Genomic DNA, 15,035 nt, shown 5'->3' with positions numbered 1-15,035 from the left:
ACGTGAGGGGTGGACCCCGGCTTTCGGGGGCCACCCCTCACGGCGCAACCGGCTGTGATCCCGGTCATCTCCGTGTCCCTGGTTTCATGTCGGGGGTGCGGGCCCGTTATTCTTACCGAAACCGCCGAGTAATCGACGGTTTCAAGAGCTTAGGAGCCCACGTTGGCTGAGCTGCACGTCGAGCTGGTCGCAGCCGACCGCAAGGTGTGGTCCGGTGCGGCCACCATCGTCGTCGCCCGCACGGCTTCCGGTGACACCGGCATCATGCCCGGTCACACCCCGGTGCTGAGCGTGCTGGAGACCGGTCCGGTCACCATCCGCACCACCGACGGCGGCACCGTCGTCGCCGCGGTCCACGGCGGTTTCATCTCCTTCGCCGACAACAAGCTGTCGATCCTCGCGGAGATCGCCGAGCTGGCGGACGAGATCGACGTCGCCCGGGCCGAGCGCGCGCTGGAGTCGGCACGGTCCGAGATCGACGCGCACGCCGAGCGCCGCGCGGAGGTCCGCCTGGCGGCGACGCGCGGTCTCAAGGCGCACGTCTGAGCACCGGACCCTGACTACGGGGTCGACCGACGGTCCCGGGGACGCGGAAGCGTGACCCCGGGACTGTCGTATCAGTTGGTAGGACAGGGCGGCCGGTGACACGGCCGTCACGGGGACGCGGGTAGCGAGGAGGTCGGTGAGCATGGTCCTCGCCCTTGTGGTGTGCGCGGCCGTCGTGGCCGTCGCGGTGGTGGGCCTGGTGGCGTTCGCAGTACGCCGCCGCGTCATCCAGCGCGTCGGAGGGACGTTCGACTGCAGTTACCGGCTCAAAATGCCCGCCGACGCCTCGACGAAGCCCGACCTCGACGAGAACGGCCAACCCACCTCGGCCCCGGTCCCCACGACCGACGGCAAGGGGTGGGTTTTCGGTATCGGCCGGTACAGCGGCGACTCCATCGAGTGGTTCCGGGTGTTCTCGTACGCGCCCCGCCCGCGCCGGACGCTGCCGCGCACCGAGATCGAGGTGCTCGGCCGGCGCTACCCCGAGGGCCAGGAGGAGCTCGCCCTGCTCTCCGGCTCCGTGGTGCTGCGCTGTCTGCACAACGGCTCCCCGCTGGAGCTGGCGATGAGCGACGACGCGCTCACCGGCTTCCTCGCCTGGCTGGAGGCGGCCCCTCCGGGGCAGCGCGTTAACGTCGCCTAACCGGCAGGCTAGGCTGCGGCCATGGTGAACCTGACGCGCATCTACACCCGCACCGGCGACGACGGCACGACGGCCCTCGGCGACATGAGCCGCACCACCAAGACCGACCCGCGGCTGATCGCGTACGCCGACACCAACGAGGCCAACGCCGCGATCGGCGTGGCCGTCGCGGCCGGTGCCCTGCCGGACGACGTGTCGGCGGTGCTGACCCGGGTCCAGAACGACCTCTTCGACGTCGGCGCCGACCTCGCCACGCCGGTGGCCGAGAACCCCGAGTACCCGCCGCTGCGGGTCGAGCAGGGGTACATCGACCGGCTGGAGGCCGACTGCGACCACTACCTGGAGTCGCTGGAGAAGCTGCGGAGCTTCATCCTCCCCGGCGGCACCCCCGGCGCCGCCCACCTCCACCTGGCCTGCACGGTCGTGCGGCGCGCGGAGCGTTCCACCTGGGCGGCGATCGACCTGCACGGCGACACCGTCAACCCGCTGACCGCGAAGTACCTCAACCGGCTCTCCGACCTCCTGTTCATCCTGGCCCGGACGGCCAACAAGGAGGTCGGCGACGTGCTGTGGGTGCCCGGCGAGAACCGCTGATCCGCCGGCCGCGGGGGTGGCCGGGTGCACCTTCCGGCGGACCGGGTGCGCGCAGGCGGGCCGTCAGCGGCGGTCCAGCACCCGGCGGGCCCTGGCCGAGTCGTCCGGCCACACCATCAGCCGCGGCCCCGCGCTGGTGTCGACCAGGGTGTTCCGCACGCCCTCGACGGTCAGCAGGGCGGACATCCGGGAGGCCTCGGCGGCGTCCGGCGGGGCGGCGACGCTGACCAGCAGACCGTACTCGTCCGGGTTGCCCGCGCTGGGCCGTCCGGGCACCGGCGACCGGCCGCGCCCGTACGTCCGGCGCAGCAGCAGCACGAGCACGCCGACGAGCGCCAGGCCCACCACCAGGCCCACCAGCGGATGCACCCCGGTCATCGCCCGCAACCCCTCAGCTCGGGTACAGATCACACATCCCATTCTCACCACGGAGCGCCCGCGGGCATTAGAGTCCGGGCCGTGAGCGGCGCGGCTCCGGCGGGTGACCCCTGCCCGTGGCCGCCCCCAGCGAGCGCCCCGAGCCCCAGGCCGGCGGAGGGCCAGGACCAGGACTCGGGAGACCAGCCATGAGCAACGCACCCACCCAGCGGATCGCCGTGATCGGCGCGGGCCTGATGGGCGCCGGCATCGCCCAGGTGTCCGCGCAGGCCGGGTACCCGGTGGTGCTGCGGGACGTCACCGAGGCCGCGCTGCAGCGCGGCCTGGACGGCATCCGGGCGTCGTACGCGAAGTTCGTCGGCAAGGGCCGGATGACCGCGGACGAGGCCGAGGCGGCCCTCGGGCTGATCACCACCACCACCGACCTCGGGGCGGTCGCCGACGCCGACATCGTCGTCGAGGCGGTCTTCGAGCAGCTCGACGTCAAGGAAGGCGTCTTCCGCGAGCTCGACAAGGTCGCGAAGGAGGGCGCGGTGCTGGCGTCCAACACCTCCGCCATCCCGATCACCCGGATCGCGGCCGCCACCGGGCGCCCCGAGAGCGTCGTCGGCGTGCACTTCTTCTCCCCGGTGCCGCTGATGCGCCTCGTCGAGCTCGTGCGCGGCTACAAGACCTCCGACGCGACGCTGGCCGCGGCCCGCGCCTTCGCCGAGGGCGTCGGCAAGGAGGTCGTCGTCGTCAACCGGGACGTCGCCGGCTTCATCACGACCCGCCTGATCACGGCGCTCGTCGTCGAGGCCGCGAAGCTCTACGAGTCGGGCGTGGCCAGCGCGGAGGACATCGACACCGCCTGCCGCCTCGGCTTCGGCCACCCGATGGGCCCGCTGCAGACCGCCGACCTCACGGGCGTCGACATCCTGCTGCACGCCGCGCGGAACATCTACACCGAGACCCAGGACGAGAAGTTCGCCCCGCCGGAGATCATGGCGCGCATGGTCACCGCGGGCGATCTCGGCCGCAAGAGCGGCCGCGGCTTCTACCCGTACGAGGCCTGACGGACCCGCTGCGGGCTGTGCGCCGACCGGCGTACGGCCCGCCGTGTGACCCGCCCCTCACAGGGGCGCACCCGTGCGGGTGAGTTTGCTCACGATGCTGCCGCGGACGGGTGATTTGGGCGGTAATCGAGCGTAGGTATGGGGAGTTCCTGCGTATATTCCCTCGGACGGGTGAAGTTCCGGAGACTCCGCCGAAGGGGAGAAACCTGCGGAGTTGGTTGACCGTCAGATGAGGGGGACACCGGCACGGCACCGGCGCGCGGAGCACCACGCCCCGGCCGGCCAGGGCCCCGGACCACCCGAACGGCGAGCGGAGGAGGAGAGCGTGCGCATCACCGGCGACCACACCGGTCTGGCCATCGAGGGCCGGCTCGACGTCCGCAGCGCCGCCGACGCCCGGGCCCTCCTGCACTCGGCCGTCGACGGCGGTCAGGGCGACCTCGTGCTCGACCTCGGCCGGCTGGAGTTCTGGGACGCCACCGGTCTCGGCGTCATCATGGGCACCCACCGCCGCGCCGGCCGCATCGGCCGCAGGCTCGTCCTGCGCAACGTGCCCGCCCAGCTTCAGCGCCTGCTGGTCGCCACCCGGCTGCACCGCATCCTCGCCGTCGAGGGCACCGTCCCCGACGCGTACGGCACCACCCTCCCCGCCCTGGGGGCCCTGCCGACCGGCCCGCTGGCCTTGCCCACCCTCTGACGGCACCGCCGTCCCCGCCCCCCCGCGGCGTCACTTCGGGGTACCGGTCTGTGCTCCGGCTCACGAGTGTGGAAAAGTCTGCGCTCAGAAGCACGGCTGCGCGGGCCCGACGGCCCCGGTGCGCGGCCATTCCACAGCGCCGCCGGCTCTCGCCGGGCGGCCGGACCCTGGGTGGAGCACAACGTGGGACAGCCGACCGGTGACTTCGCGCAGGAAGGCGTGCGCCCCCGCACCGGCGAGGTCGTCTCCGGCGACCTCCTGCTGGCCATCGGAGGCCCGGACGGCTCGGAGGCGCGCCCCTGCCCGGACGGCTGGCGCCCCGAACCGCGCCGCATCCGGGGCCGCCGCCAGGACCGCCCCGAACTCGGCCCCAGCCCGGCCGTCGGCCCGCTCGCCCTCGGCGGCGCCCCCGAGGACCTCCCGCTGCTCGACCGGGCGGAGGACGTCTCCCAGGTCCTCGCCCTGCTCGCCGAGGGCCGGTCCGTCCGCCTCGTCGGCCAGGCCGGATCCGGCCGCAGCACGCTGCTGGCGGCGGTCGCCGACGCCGCCGACGGCATCGCCCCGGACGGCGTGGTCCGCCTCAGCGGGCACCACCGCACCGGCCCGGACCTCCAGCAGGACCTCTTCGCCGCCACCCACCACGCGCCCGGCTTCCGGCCGGACCCGCGGACCCTCGCCGGCCTGCTCGCCCGGGTCGGTGCCGTCGTCGTCATCGACGACCTCGACGTCGACGACCGCGAACTCGACGAACTTCTCGCCGCCGCACCGGAATGCGCCTTCCTGGTCAGCGCCCCGCCCGGCAGCCCCGCCATGCCGCCCGGCGCCCGGCTGGAGGACCACCTCGTCGCCGGCCTCTCCCGCAGCGCCTGCCTCTCCCTCGTCGGCCGCCTGGCGGGTCGTCAGCTCGACGACTCCGAACGGGCCTGGGCCGTCGACCTCTGGTTCGAGTCCGAGGGGCTGCCGCTGCGCTTCGTCCAGGCCGCCGCGCTGCTGCGCCAGCGCGACCTCGCGGTCGACACGCTCGTCGCCGCACAGGAGGACCGGCACCACGTGTTCGGCCTCGTCAAGGAGATAGCGGAGCCGGACGACCCGGCGGTGCTGGAGGGCGAACTCCGCCGGACCGTGCCGCTGCCGACCGTGGCGGAGAGCGCCGCACCCGCCGTCCGGCTGGCGGAGGGGCTCAGCGAGCCGGCCCAGGCCGTCCTGCGGCTGTCCCTCGCCTTCGGCGGCGAGTGCCCCACCGCCCCGCACCTCCCGGCGCTCATCGACGTCGGCCTCGGCGAGAGCGCGCTGCGCGAACTCGTCGACGTCGGGCTGGCGGTGTCCATCGGCGGCCACCACCGGCTCACCACCGGCGCCACCGAGATGCTCGCCCCCCGCTTCGACCTCGGCACGGTCGCGTACGGCGCCGCCGAGCACTTCTCCTGGTGGGTCGGGCACGCGTCCGTGACGACCGAGCAGATCGCCGCCGAGGCCGAGGTCGTCGTCGGCGCGCTCGTCGCCGACCGCGAGGCGGGCCGCCCGGAGGCCGTCCTGCGGCTCGCCAGGGCGGCCGCCCCGGCGCTGGCGCTGTCCCTGCGCTGGGGCGCCTGGGAGCGGGTCCTCAAGCTCGGCCTGGAGGCCGCGAGGGTCCTGCGGGCGGCCGTCGAGGAGGCGTGGTTCCACCACGAGCTCGGCGTGCTGGCGCTGTGCACCGGGGCCGACCAGCGGGCGCTGGCCGAGCTGGAGTCGGCGGTCGCGCTGCGGGCCGCGTTCGGCGACCCGCGGACCGGCGCCGCCGGGCGCCGGATGCTCGACCTCCTCCAGGCCGGCACGCGGCAGCTGACCGCGGGCGAGCAGGAGCTGCCCCCGGTCGGCCGACGGCCCGTCATCCGGGTCATCGCGCGGGTTCCGCAGCGGTTCCGCAGCATCCGCAGGAGCGGCGACACCCGGCGCACGGTGATCGCCGCGGCGGCGGCCGTGGTCGCCCTCGGCGTGCTCGGCACCGCGGTGGGCCTCACCGTGGGCGGCGGGGATCCGGCCGGCCCCGGCACCATCGGGCCCGGCAGCAGCTCGGCCGACTCCGGGTCGACCACCGGCGGCGACGGTGCCGGCACCCTTCCCGTGGCCACCACGTCCGCCGACCCGTCCGCGCCGTCCGACAGCCCGGCCGCGAGCCCGACCGGCACGGCGACCGGTACGGCCACCGGCGAGGCCCCGCCCGAGCCGGGCGCCACGGGGACGAAGAAGCCCACCCCGACGAAGCCGGGCAGCACGGCGACGACGCGGACCACCCCGCCGACCGGCACGACGTCCAGTTCGACCAAGCCCGGTTCGTCTTCGGCGCCGCCGTCGAGCAGCAGCCCGACCCCCACGGAAAGCTCTTCGGCGAGCCCGAGCCCCAGCGACTCGGTCTCGCCGTAGGCAGGCGGTCCGGGCGGGCACCGCCCCGCCCGGGTCACCGCCGTGGTGCCCGGGCCGGAGCAGGGGTCAGAAGAGCTTCAGCTTGTCGCCGTCGATGCCGCGCAGCTCGTCGTAGTCGAGCACGACGCAGCCGATGCCGCGGTCGGTGGCGAGGACGCGGGCCTGGGGCTTGATCTCCTGGGCCGCGAACACGCCCCTGACCGGGGCCAGCAGCGGGTCGCGGTTGAGGAGTTCGAGGTAGCGGGTGAGCTGCTCGACGCCGTCGATCTCGCCGCGTCGCTTGATCTCGACGGCGATCGTCGTGCCGTCGGAGTCGCGGCACAGGATGTCGACGGGGCCGATCGCCGTCGGGTACTCGCGGCGGATCAGCGACCAGCCGCTGCCGAGCACCTCCATGCGGTCGGCGAGCAGTTCCTGGAGGTGGGCCTCCACGCCGTCCTTCACGAGACCGGGATCGACCCCGAGCTCGTGCGAGGAGTCGTGCAGCACCTCCTCCAGGGAGATGATCAGCTTCTCACCGGCCTTGTTGACGACCGTCCAGGTGTCGCCCGCCTCCTTGAGCGTGCAGGGCGGCGACATCCAGTTGAGCGGCTTGTAGGCGCGGTCGTCGGCATGGATGCTGACGCTCCCGTCGGCCTTCACCAGGATGAGCCGGGTGGCGGACGGGAGATGGGCGGAGAGCCGACCGGCATAGTCGACCGAGCAGCGGGCAATTACGAGACGCACGGTCGACCACGCTAGCCCACCGGGGCCAGTTGATGCGATTCCGCGACGACGGGGTGAAGAATCCGCGCGAACGGCGAACCATGGTGTTCGCGCGGTCACACGCCGTGCACGCGAACTCCGCCTGCCCACGGCGGCCGGTAGCCGCCCGACGGGGGCGAGGACGCGGGACGAACACTCCGACACGATCCGGCCAATCTGGGTCGGTCGGGGCCGAACCTGATGATATTCGACGGATTCTGCCGTCGCACTGAGCAATCGCCTGTCACTCTGGTGTGAGCGTCCGTCGCCCTGCGCGACCACGTGTTCCGGCGTCGACGCCTGCCCGGGTGCCGGTCGTGCGCCCGAGCGCCACCCGCCCATGCTGTCGACGCACCCGCGGAGTCCAGGACAGGGCGCCCCGGGTGCGCCCCGGTCCACTGCCGAGCCGACCGGCCGTCAGGTCGGTCGCCCGCGCCAGGAGTCCGCGGACGCGTCCTGTCCGCACCACGCACCACCGGCACCAACGCACGACCACCCCGGCGGGCCGCGCCGTGGTGGACCGCGAGAGGAGAACCCATGTCGCTCGACGTCTCACCGGCCCTGCTCGAGATGGCCGAGAGAGGCGAGGTCGACGAGAGGGAGTTCGTCGACTGCGTCCGCACCTCCCTCCCGTACGCCTGGGAGCTGATCAGCTCGCTGGTTGCCCAGACCAAGGTCGACGGCACCGACTTCGCCGACAACCACGTCCCGCCGCCGAGTGAGCAGGCCCGCGGTCAGCTCCTCCGCGCGATGGCCAGCGACGCGATCCGGGGGGCCCTGCAGCGGCACTTCGGGGTGCAGCTGGCGTTCCAGAACTGCCACCGGGTGGCGGTGTTCGCACCGTCCGAGAAGAACGGGGAGCGGTACAGGCGCTTCACGTCCGTCCGCGCGCAGCTGCTCAACCAGTCTCCCGAGCTGCGGGACTGCTGAGGCCGTCCGCGGGGCCGTCCGGCACTCCGGTGCCGGGCGGCCCCGCGGCGTGCGGGCGTCAGCCCAGCCGGGGGAGGACCTCCCGGCCGAGCCGGGCGATGTTGTCCAGGGTCGCCGCCCGGTCGCCGGAGCCCTCCGCGAGCAGGGCGAACCGGCGGATGCCGGTCCGCTCGGCGGTGGCGAGCAGCCGGTCCGCGCACTGCTGCGGCGTGCCCACCGCGTGCAGGTCGCAGAGGAGTTCGGTGTACGCGTGCGGGTCGCGCATCCGGCGCTCGCGGCCGTCGACGGTGCGGTGCGCGCCGAGCCCGTACTCGAACCAGCCGGGCATCGCCCGGAGCAGACTGGCGCGGGCCGCGGACGTCCGGTCGTCGACCTGGGCCACGCCCGCCGCGACGTGCTCCCGCTCGACCGCGGCCAGCTGCTCCTCGCCGCGCCCGCAGGCCCGCCAGGCGTCCCGGTAGGCGGCGAGCATCTGCTGCTTGTCGTCGTCGCCGGAGTGCATGCCGAGGAGCATCGGCAGACCGCGCTCGGCGGCCGTGCGGACGCCGCCCGGCGAGGTGCACGCGACGACCACCGGCGGGCCGGCCGCGGGGAGGGCGCCGACCTCCTGCCGCTGCCGCGGGAAGTGCCGCAGCGGCCCGCCCTCGCGGTCCTCGACCCCCAGCCCCAGCCAGTCGGCGAGGTCCGGCAGCCGGGCCGGCTCGCTCGCGCGGGGCACCACCGCGACCTCCGGGAAGCTGAACTGCGGGCCGTCCGCGCCCACTCTGGAGCCGCGCAGCCACCGCAGCAGCAGGTCGAGCCGCTCCGGGAAGCCCGACTCGAACGCGGCCACGCCGGTGCCGAAGACGTCCAGGTCGATCCACGGCCCGCCACGGCCCACCCCGAGGGTGAACCGCCCGCCCGAGGTGAGGTGCAGCAGCGCCGCCCGCTCGCCGAGCGCCACCGGGTGCACCGTCGACAGCACGCTGACCGCGGTGCCGATCCCGATCCGCCGGGTGCGCCCGAGGAGCATCGCGGCGAGGGTCGCCGCGTCCGGGCAGACGCCGTACGGCACGAAGTGGTGCTCGGCGAGCCAGACCGCGTCCAGTCCGGCCCGCTCCGCGGCGACCGCCGCGTCGACCGTGCGCTGCAGCACCTCGCCGTGGCCCTGCCCGGGGAACTGCGCCGAGAGCAGGAACGCCCCGACCCGGATCCGGTCGGTGTCCGCGGGATGGCCGCCGCCGGCCGCGGGTACGGTTTCGGGCGCGGCGGCGGTGCCGGCCGGTCCGTCGGCGGGGCGCTGGGTGGTCTGGGTCATCGGGGGCCTCCTCGGGAGTGCGCAGTGGCTGCGAACTCCGCTGTCTCACCTTGTGAGTAGCCGATGTCATGTGCCAACGGCACGTCGTTTCACCAATTTCCCAGGAGATCGGGTGGATCTCGGGAGAAACACCGGAGTGCCCTTCGATGTCGTGATAGTGGCACCCCGGCGGCCGCCCGGGCCCGTACCCTGGAGGTGTTCCGTGCCCGGCCGAGAGGTGGTTGTCGTGTCGCCCCGTCGCAATCGAGTCAGCAGTGCCGACGACGGCGGGCAGCCGCCCGCGGCCCCGTTCGGCGGCTCGCTGCGCCGTACCGAGAGCTACCGGGGCGAGGAGTGGGTCGTGCAGACCGTGGCCGGGTCGCCGGGACGGTTCTACCGCTGCCCGGGCTGCGACCAGGAGATCCCGCCGGGCGTCGGCCACGTCGTCGCCTGGCCGGACCTCGGTGCGGGGGTCGAGGACCGGCGGCACTGGCACCGGGCCTGCTGGGGGGCCAGGGAGCGCCGCGGGGCGGGCCTGCTGCGCGGCCGCGGGGCGCCGAAGTACTGATCCGCCGCCGGGCACCGCCCGGGGCGGCGCCGACGGCGCGGACGGCCCGCTCAGGCGTCGCGGCCGCGGAGCACCAGCGCGCCGCCGGCGAGTGCGGCGAGCGTCCAGGCCAGGCAGACGGCGAAGCCCGTGCCCGGGCCGTACGGCTGGCCGGACTCCTGGTAGACGAGGAACATCCGCTGGCCCGCGTAGTCGGGGAAGTAGTGCGCCACCGACTTCACCTTCGGCACGGCGCTCAGGATCGGCGACAGCAGGAAGAAGAACGGCACCAGCACGCCGAGCGCCAGCGTCTGGTTGTGCAGCATGGCCGTCACGCCCGCCGAGAACAGGCAGATCATCGTCAGGTACCCGGCCGCGCCGAACACCGCGCGCAGCACGTGCGGGTCGCCGATGCCGACGCTGTGGCCGCCGAGCAGGGCCTGCCCGAGGAAGAAGGCGGTGAAGACCGTCACGAGCGACACGGCCAGCGCCAGCGCGCAGACCACCACGGCCTTTCCGGCGAGCAGCGTGATGCGCTGCGGCACGGCCGCCAGCGACACCCTGATCATGCCGCTGCTGTACTCGTTGCCGATCGCCAGGACCCCGAAGACCACCATCGCGATCTCGCCGAGGATGATGCCGGCGAAGGCCGTGCCGGTGGCGTCGAAGGGCGAGTTGTCCGGGGCGAAGTCGTCGAAGTTGTTGTTGGCCAGGGTGGTGATGAGGGCGCCGAGGCCGACGGTCGCGACGAAGGCGGGGGCGAGCGTCCACGCCGTCGAGCGGACGGTGCGGAGCTTCGTCCACTCGGACTGCAGGACGGCGGGGAATGCGGCCATGCTCAGTTCTCCTTCTTCGTGCCGCGGGCCTGCCAGTCGGAGCCCCAGGCGGGGGCCGGGCCGGGCGCGACCGCGGGTGCGGGGCCGGCGGGAAGGCCGGCCGGCCGCCCGCCCGCACCGGCGTGGTACTGCACCGACTCCGCGGTCATCTGCATGAAGGCCTCCTCCAGCGAGGCCTGCTGCGGGCTGAGTTCGTGCAGGGTGATGCGGTGCTCGGTGGCGAGGTCGCCGAGGAAGACGAGGTCGCCGTCGGGCACCTCGTACGCGCCGTCGGGGCCCGGTTCGGCGCCGAGACCGGCCCGGTGCAGGACGTCCAGCAGGAGTTCGGGCTGCGGGGTGCGGATGCGCACCGCGGAGCGGGAGTTCTGCTTGATGAAGTCGGCCATCGGCAGGTCGGCGAGGAGCCGGCCGCGGCCGATGACGACGAGGTGATCGGCGGTCAGGGCCATCTCGCTCATCAGGTGCGACGAGACGAAGACCGTGCGGCCCTCGGTGGCGAGGCCCTTCATGAGGGTGCGGATCCACAGGATGCCCTCCGGGTCGAGCCCGTTGACCGGCTCGTCGAACATGAGGATCTCCGGGTCGCCCAGCAGCGCGGAGGCGATGCCGAGCCGCTGGCTCATGCCGAGGGAGAAGCCCTTGGCGCGCTTGCGGGCGACCGCGGTGAGGCCGACCATCTCCAGCACCGCGTCGACCCGGGCGGCCGGCAGCCGGTTGCTCTGCGCCATCCACAGCAGGTGGTCGCGGGCGGTGCGGCCCGGGTGCACGGCCTTGGCCTCCAGCAGGGCTCCGATGTAGCGGAGGGGGTCGTTCACCTGCCCGTACCGGCGGCCGTCCAGGGTGACCTGTCCGGCGGTGGGCCGGTCCAGGCCGAGGATCATGCGCATCGTGGTGGATTTGCCGGCGCCGTTCGGGCCCAGGAACCCGGTGACGACACCGCGGGGGACCTGGAAGCTCAGGCGGTCGACGGCCAGGGTGTCGCCGTAACGTTTCGTCAGCTCGTGCAGCTCGATCATGTCCGCTCCCTCGTCCCCGTCAGGCTATGACAAAGGGGACAAATGCTCGCGATGGCTGCACCGGCTCGGCGAGCCGCAATACGGTGGCGGTATGACCCTCCCCAACGCGCCGGCCGCGCCCGAGAACGGCACCGGCACCCCGCTCGTCCTGCTGCACGCCTTCCCGCTCTCCGCCCGGATGTGGGCCTGCCAGCTGGACAGGCTGCCCGGCCCGGCCGGCGAGGCGGCCCGCGTGATCGTGCCCGACCAGCGGGGCTTCGGCAGCACGCCGCTCGGCGACGACGAGCCCTCCCTCGACGCGGTCGCCGACGACGTTGCCCGCCTGCTGGACGGCCTCGGGATCGAGCGCGCCGTCCTCGGCGGCCTCTCCATGGGCGGCTACGCGGCGATGGCCTTCGCCCGCCGCCACGGCGACCGCCTCGCCGGCCTCGTGCTCGCCGACACCAAGGCCACCCCCGACACCGAGCAGGCCCGCGCCAACCGCGAGCGCATCGCCGGCGCCGTCGAGGCCCGCCGCAGCGTGAGCATCCTCGCCGAGGAGAAGATCGAGGAGGGGCTGCTCGGCCCGGCCACCGACCCCGACCTCGTCGCCCACGTCCGCGCGATGATCGCCGAGGCGCCGCCGGCCGCCGTCGCCTGGGCACAGCGGGCGATGGCCGCCCGCGGCGACTCGCTGGAGGTGCTCGCCGGGGTCCGGGTGCCGGCCGCGGTGATCGTCGGCGAGGCGGACACCGTCACCCCGCTCGCCGAGGCCCGGCTGATGACCGCGGCCCTGCCGGACGCCGAGCTGACCGTCATCCCCGCCGTCGGCCACCTGAGCTCCCTGGAGGCCCCGGAGACGTTCAACGCGGCCGTCCGGGCGCTGCTCAAGCGCGTCCGCGGCTGACCCGGCCCCCGGGGGCCGTGCCGGGGCGGGCGCGCACAGGACGCCCGCCCCGGCCCCGCCTCAGCGGCGGTCCAGGACGACCGCGCCGGCCGGCAGGGTGTACCGGTCGACCCGGCTCACCGCGCCGTTCGGCACGACCACGCCGTTCTCGACCGCGCCCACGCCGAAGTCGTCGTCGCCGACGAGGAAGAGTTCGACGGTGCCCCGGCGGCCCGGCAGCACCGAGATGCCCTCGATCTTGCCGTTCGTCAGACCCGCCGCCGCGGCGTCGAACACCGGACGCTTCGCACCCAGCACCACCGAGGAGGCGTCCAGCTCCAGCGCGGGCACGGTCGCCGGGTCGTCCCAGCGGCTGCCGAGCAGGTCGGTGGCCCCGCCGAAGTCGACCTCGGAGAGCCGCGTCCAGACCGTCGGCCGCAGGCCGTCCCGCTCCTCGATCAGCAGCCGGTCCGGGCCGAGCCAGCTGATCGCCGAGGTCGACCAGCCGCCGTCCGTCGCGCTGTCCGCCTCGCGGGCGAACGCGAACTCGCCGGTGAGCCTCGGGGTGCTCCGCGAGACGTCGATCCGGAAGACCCGCTGCACCCGCGACTTCTTCGCGGCCTTCGAGTCCGGGTTGGAGAGCTGCGTCTGCTGCGCGGCGTACAGCGTCCGGCCGTCCGCGGAGACCGTCAGGCCCTCCAGGCCCTTGTTGTTCTTCTGCTTGGCCTCGACGGCCGGCAGGATCGCCAGCACCCGCACGCCCGGCGCGGTGTAGGCCGACCCGGCGGGCACCAGCACGGTGTCGAGCACACCGGAGGCGGAGAAGTGCAGCAGGCTGGAGCCGTACTCGCTGCTGATCCAGAACGAGCCGTCGTGCAGCCGCACCAGGCCCTCGCTGTCGAGCCCGTACGGGTCGTCGGGCAGGACCTCGCCCGCGAGGCCGACCGGGCGCTCGGCGGTCAGCGCGGCGGGCGGCAGCCCGGTCAGGAAGCGCGTGCCGGTGACCGGGTCGGTCCGTCCCGCCGGGACGCGCAGCGGGATGCGGCGGACGATCTCGATGCCGCCGTCGCGGCCGAGCCGGATGCGGAGGATCTGCGGCGTGTAGTCGGGCTTGAGGAAGATCTTGTCGGTGTCCACCGCGGCGTCGGCGTTCGGGCCGCGGTCGGTGACCGTCCAGAACTCCCGGCCGGAGGAGTCGGCCGGGACGAGGTCGCTGAAGCCGCCCAGGCCCAGCCCCGCACCGATCGGAGCGGGGGAGCGGTACGTCCAGCTGCCGTCGTGCCGAGGGGCCGGCAGGTCGGTGGGCAGCCGGCGGCAGATGCTGTCGCAGGGGCGGTCAGGGCCAGCACGGCCGCAGCGAGCGGGGCGATACGGGAGAGTCGCATGGCGCACCAGCCTGCGGCCCGCGGCCCGTCCGGCGCGCGGATTCGGACGGAAGGGCCGGTGACGGTCCGGTGAACGCCCGAGCGGCCCCCGCCGTGAGGCGGGGGCCGCTCGGGTGATGCCGCGTCAGCGGTACGGCGTCAGCGCGACTGCTGCGCCGGGACGCCCAGGCCGTCGTCGGACGGCAGGGTGGCCGCGGCCACCGCCGCACCGGTCAGCGTGGCCAGCATCTCGCGCACGTTGGTGAGCTGCGCGTTGATCGAGTCGCGGCGGTTGGTGAGCGCCGCCAGCTCGCGCTCGGACTCGCTGCGCACCCGGTCGGCCTTCGCGTTCGCGTCGGCGACGATGTCCTCGGCCTGGCGCTGCGCGGTCTCCACCGTCTGGCGGGCCCGGCGCTCGGCGTCCGTGCGGAGCTTCTCGGCCTCCAGACGGAGCTGCTCGGCGCGGTGCTCGATCTCGGCGAGGCGCTTCTCGGCCTTCGCCTGACGGGCCGCCAGGTCGCGCTCGGACTGCTCGCGGCGCTTCGCCAGGTTGGTCTCGAACTCCAGCGCGGCCTGCGCGGCCTTGGTGCGGGTCTCCTCGAAGAGGGCGTCCGCCTCCTCGCGCTTGTTCTGCGCGTCCTTGTTGGCCTCGGCACGCAGCTGCGCGGAGTCGCTCTTGGCCTTGTCGACGATCCGCAGACCCTCGTCCTCGGCCTTGGCCTTGCGGTCCTTGGCGTAGTTCTCCGCCTCGGAACGGACCTGCTGCGCGGCGGCCTCGGCCAGCTCGCGGTGCTGCTCGGCGGCGCGGTGCGCCTCGTCGCGCAGGTCCTTCGCCTCCTCCTCCGCGAGGCGGAGGATCTTCTCCACGCGGGCTCCGAGACCGGCGTAGGACGGCTCGGACTCCGTCACCGCGGCCTGCGCGGTCTGCGTCTCCAGGTGCAGTTCCTCGATGCGCTTCTCCAGCGCACCGATGCGGGACAGCGCGCTGTCCCGGTCGGCCACCAGCTTGGTGATCCGCTCGTCGACCTGGGCGCGCTCGTACCCACGGCGCACCAGGTCGAAGCCGTGGGGGGAGTGACTGTCGCTCATGGGGTTCTGGGCTTCCTGTCGTCAGACCGCTGGGTTGGTTGAGGGAATCCTG

General features: G+C 74.1%; 16 protein-coding genes. 9 read left to right on the top strand and 7 right to left on the bottom strand.

Going from position 1 to position 15,035, the window contains the following annotated elements; all coding sequences use genetic code 11:
* Positions 1-162 precede the first annotated feature (162 nt).
* The 3 genes from OG335_RS14730 to OG335_RS14720 all read left to right on the top strand — a co-directional run bounded on the left by OG335_RS14730 (position 163) and on the right by OG335_RS14720 (position 1,783).
* Positions 163-546, top strand: coding sequence for a F0F1 ATP synthase subunit epsilon (locus OG335_RS14730; protein ID WP_405011556.1), 384 nt, complete (start codon positions 163-165; stop codon positions 544-546).
* Positions 547-688: 142 nt separating this feature from the next.
* Positions 689-1,189 carry a DUF2550 domain-containing protein gene (locus OG335_RS14725; protein WP_405011555.1) on the top strand — a complete coding sequence of 167 codons (501 nt, stop codon included), beginning with the start codon at positions 689-691 and terminating at the stop codon, positions 1,187-1,189.
* 21 nt (positions 1,190-1,210) lie between these two features.
* Positions 1,211-1,783, top strand: coding sequence for a cob(I)yrinic acid a,c-diamide adenosyltransferase (locus OG335_RS14720; RefSeq protein ID WP_405011554.1), 573 nt, complete (start codon positions 1,211-1,213; stop codon positions 1,781-1,783).
* A 63-nt stretch (positions 1,784-1,846) separates the two neighbouring features.
* On the opposite strand, the gene OG335_RS14715 is transcribed toward OG335_RS14720, so the two are convergent.
* Positions 1,847-2,161 (bottom strand): hypothetical protein, encoded by a 315-nt coding sequence (locus tag OG335_RS14715; RefSeq protein ID WP_405011553.1) that lies wholly within the window; start codon positions 2,159-2,161, stop codon positions 1,847-1,849.
* Between the two features lie 188 nt (positions 2,162-2,349).
* Here OG335_RS14715 and OG335_RS14710 point away from each other — a divergent pair, with 188 nt between their 5' ends.
* The 3 genes from OG335_RS14710 to OG335_RS14700 all read left to right on the top strand — a co-directional run bounded on the left by OG335_RS14710 (position 2,350) and on the right by OG335_RS14700 (position 6,316).
* Positions 2,350-3,216 carry a 3-hydroxyacyl-CoA dehydrogenase family protein gene (locus OG335_RS14710; protein WP_405011552.1) on the top strand — a complete coding sequence of 289 codons (867 nt, stop codon included), beginning with the start codon at positions 2,350-2,352 and terminating at the stop codon, positions 3,214-3,216.
* A 325-nt stretch (positions 3,217-3,541) separates the two neighbouring features.
* On the top strand, positions 3,542-3,913 hold the full coding sequence (locus OG335_RS14705) for an STAS domain-containing protein (RefSeq protein WP_405011551.1): 372 nt from the start codon (positions 3,542-3,544) through the stop codon (positions 3,911-3,913).
* 183 nt (positions 3,914-4,096) lie between these two features.
* Entirely contained in the window at positions 4,097-6,316 is a 2,220-nt protein-coding gene (locus tag OG335_RS14700) for an ATP-binding protein (RefSeq protein WP_405011550.1), read from the top strand.
* A gap of 66 nt (positions 6,317-6,382) precedes the next feature.
* Here OG335_RS14700 and nucS read toward each other — a convergent pair whose 3' ends face one another.
* Positions 6,383-7,042, bottom strand: coding sequence for an endonuclease NucS (nucS, locus tag OG335_RS14695; protein WP_405011549.1), 660 nt, complete (start codon positions 7,040-7,042; stop codon positions 6,383-6,385).
* A gap of 555 nt (positions 7,043-7,597) precedes the next feature.
* Between nucS and OG335_RS14690 the strand changes: the two genes are divergently transcribed.
* On the top strand, positions 7,598-7,990 hold the full coding sequence (locus tag OG335_RS14690) for an SCO5389 family protein (protein ID WP_405011548.1): 393 nt from the start codon (positions 7,598-7,600) through the stop codon (positions 7,988-7,990).
* Between the two features lie 58 nt (positions 7,991-8,048).
* Here the strand turns inward: OG335_RS14690 and OG335_RS14685 are convergent, their stop codons facing one another.
* Positions 8,049-9,182 (bottom strand): LLM class flavin-dependent oxidoreductase, encoded by a 1,134-nt coding sequence (locus OG335_RS14685; RefSeq protein ID WP_405015404.1) that lies wholly within the window; start codon positions 9,180-9,182, stop codon positions 8,049-8,051.
* A gap of 331 nt (positions 9,183-9,513) precedes the next feature.
* Here OG335_RS14685 and OG335_RS14680 point away from each other — a divergent pair, with 331 nt between their 5' ends.
* Positions 9,514-9,834, top strand: a complete 321-nt coding sequence (locus OG335_RS14680; protein ID WP_405011547.1) for an ATP/GTP-binding protein — start codon at positions 9,514-9,516, stop codon at positions 9,832-9,834.
* Positions 9,835-9,884: 50 nt separating this feature from the next.
* On the opposite strand, the gene OG335_RS14675 is transcribed toward OG335_RS14680, so the two are convergent.
* Positions 9,885-10,649: an ABC transporter permease gene (locus OG335_RS14675; protein ID WP_405011546.1), complete on the bottom strand. Its 765-nt coding sequence runs from the start codon at positions 10,647-10,649 to the stop codon at positions 9,885-9,887.
* 2 nt (positions 10,650-10,651) lie between these two features.
* Positions 10,652-11,665 carry an ATP-binding cassette domain-containing protein gene (locus OG335_RS14670; RefSeq protein ID WP_405011545.1) on the bottom strand — a complete coding sequence of 338 codons (1,014 nt, stop codon included), beginning with the start codon at positions 11,663-11,665 and terminating at the stop codon, positions 10,652-10,654.
* A gap of 91 nt (positions 11,666-11,756) precedes the next feature.
* On the opposite strand from OG335_RS14670, the gene OG335_RS14665 reads away from it, so the two are divergent.
* Positions 11,757-12,551 carry an alpha/beta fold hydrolase gene (locus tag OG335_RS14665; protein WP_405011544.1) on the top strand — a complete coding sequence of 265 codons (795 nt, stop codon included), beginning with the start codon at positions 11,757-11,759 and terminating at the stop codon, positions 12,549-12,551.
* A 60-nt stretch (positions 12,552-12,611) separates the two neighbouring features.
* Here OG335_RS14665 and OG335_RS14660 read toward each other — a convergent pair whose 3' ends face one another.
* Positions 12,612-13,922 (bottom strand): esterase-like activity of phytase family protein, encoded by a 1,311-nt coding sequence (locus OG335_RS14660; RefSeq protein ID WP_405011543.1) that lies wholly within the window; start codon positions 13,920-13,922, stop codon positions 12,612-12,614.
* Between the two features lie 131 nt (positions 13,923-14,053).
* Positions 14,054-14,983, bottom strand: a complete 930-nt coding sequence (locus OG335_RS14655; protein ID WP_405011542.1) for a cellulose-binding protein — start codon at positions 14,981-14,983, stop codon at positions 14,054-14,056.
* Positions 14,984-15,035 lie beyond the last annotated feature (52 nt).

The organism is Kitasatospora sp. NBC_01539 (assembly GCF_045040525.1).
In the GTDB taxonomy this organism is placed as follows: domain Bacteria; phylum Actinomycetota; class Actinomycetes; order Streptomycetales; family Streptomycetaceae; genus Kitasatospora.
The sequence above is the reverse complement of the archived record's forward strand: the minus strand, read 5'-3'. Positions and strand labels throughout refer to the sequence as shown.

Bases quoted from the DNA above. Each gene is read 5' to 3' on its own strand.
- OG335_RS14655 (WP_405011542.1), bottom strand. From the start codon at position 14,983: ATGAGCGACAGTCACTCCCCCCACGGCTTCGACCTGGTGCGCCGTGGG.
- OG335_RS14720 (WP_405011554.1), top strand. From the start codon at position 1,211: ATGGTGAACCTGACGCGCATCTACACCCGCACCGGCGACGACGGCACG.
- OG335_RS14725 (WP_405011555.1), top strand. From the start codon at position 689: ATGGTCCTCGCCCTTGTGGTGTGCGCGGCCGTCGTGGCCGTCGCGGTG.
- OG335_RS14710 (WP_405011552.1), top strand. From the start codon at position 2,350: ATGAGCAACGCACCCACCCAGCGGATCGCCGTGATCGGCGCGGGCCTG.
- OG335_RS14715 (WP_405011553.1), bottom strand. From the start codon at position 2,161: ATGACCGGGGTGCATCCGCTGGTGGGCCTGGTGGTGGGCCTGGCGCTC.
- OG335_RS14670 (WP_405011545.1), bottom strand. From the start codon at position 11,665: ATGATCGAGCTGCACGAGCTGACGAAACGTTACGGCGACACCCTGGCC.
- OG335_RS14665 (WP_405011544.1), top strand. From the start codon at position 11,757: ATGACCCTCCCCAACGCGCCGGCCGCGCCCGAGAACGGCACCGGCACC.
- OG335_RS14690 (WP_405011548.1), top strand. From the start codon at position 7,598: ATGTCGCTCGACGTCTCACCGGCCCTGCTCGAGATGGCCGAGAGAGGC.
- OG335_RS14675 (WP_405011546.1), bottom strand. From the start codon at position 10,649: ATGGCCGCATTCCCCGCCGTCCTGCAGTCCGAGTGGACGAAGCTCCGC.